A 1123-nucleotide genomic window follows, 5' to 3' on the forward strand; every position below is an offset into this window, starting at 1 on the left:
CAATACAAGCTAGTGCTTACACATTTCAGTCACTACCGATTGCTGCCCTTTTTAAAAGGGCTATTTTTACGTTTTAATAAAAAGAATATACTAAGAGTTCAGTATAAATTATTTATTTTAATGTAGTTAAATGTGCTTATATATGTGAAATTAGAGAAGGAAGCTGTGTAGAGATGTTTCTACACAGTTTTTTTAGGATATGAAAAAATTACCAAAAATATGTTAAAATAACATTGTCATACAACAAGGGGGATTTGTTTTATGGAAAATGGACATCTTGCTAAAGTAGACTTAACGAAAAAAATTGAATCAAAATCTAAGTACAACAAGAAACTCGAAAAATATCAAAGGCGCTTATTAACATTACAGCAAATTTTGAAAGAAGAAAAAATCGCGGTTATGCTTGTTATGGAAGGATGGGATGCGGCTGGTAAAGGTGGGGCAATTAAGCGGGTGACGGAACATCTTGACCCGCGTGGGTTCCAAGTAAATCCAATTGGAGCGCCTGTACCTCATGAAAAACGTTACCATTATTTGCAACGTTTCTGGCGCAAAATTCCACAGTACGGGCAAATCACCATTTTTGATCGCTCATGGTACGGTCGTGTGTTAGTTGAGCGTGTTGAAGGATTTGCTACAAAGGAAGAGTGGATGAGAGCATATGATGAGATTAATGATTTTGAAAAACTACTAACAGATGACCATTACATAATAGGGAAGTTCTTCTACCATATAAGTAAAGAGGAACAGTTAAAGAGATTTAAAGATAGAGAGAAAAATCCTTTGAAAAGATGGAAAATTACAGACGAAGATTGGCGTAATCGTGAAAAATGGGATGAGTATGTTGAAGCAATGGAAGACATGTTTGAAAAAACAAGTAAGCCAAATGCGAAGTGGCATATTATTGAAAGTAACGATAAATTGTATGCCCGTGTGAAAACGTTAAAAATCATTATTTCATTCATTGAGGATTATTTCTTAGAACATGGTATAGAATTGCCTTCTTATTATTATGAAATGAAAGAGGATATTGAAGTTTTGCAAGATGTAGGTGTTAAAGAGTAAAAAAGAAAATGGTCCTGTGAATTGGTGAAACCAAATTATGGGACTTTTTTATTTAGAA

1 protein-coding gene is annotated in these 1123 nt (G+C 33.7%); it reads left to right on the forward strand.

The features are described from left to right. Positions 1-261 precede the first annotated feature (261 nt). The gene (locus ACQGSG_RS29125; protein WP_088065589.1) at positions 262-1065 is read left to right on the forward strand and encodes a polyphosphate kinase 2 family protein; all 804 of its coding nucleotides are present in this window, start codon (positions 262-264) and stop codon (positions 1063-1065) included. Positions 1066-1123: the final 58 nt, after the last annotated feature.

This window comes from Bacillus sp. GMa5/1 (assembly GCF_050172015.1).
GTDB lineage: Bacteria > Bacillota > Bacilli > Bacillales > Bacillaceae_G > Bacillus_A > Bacillus_A cereus.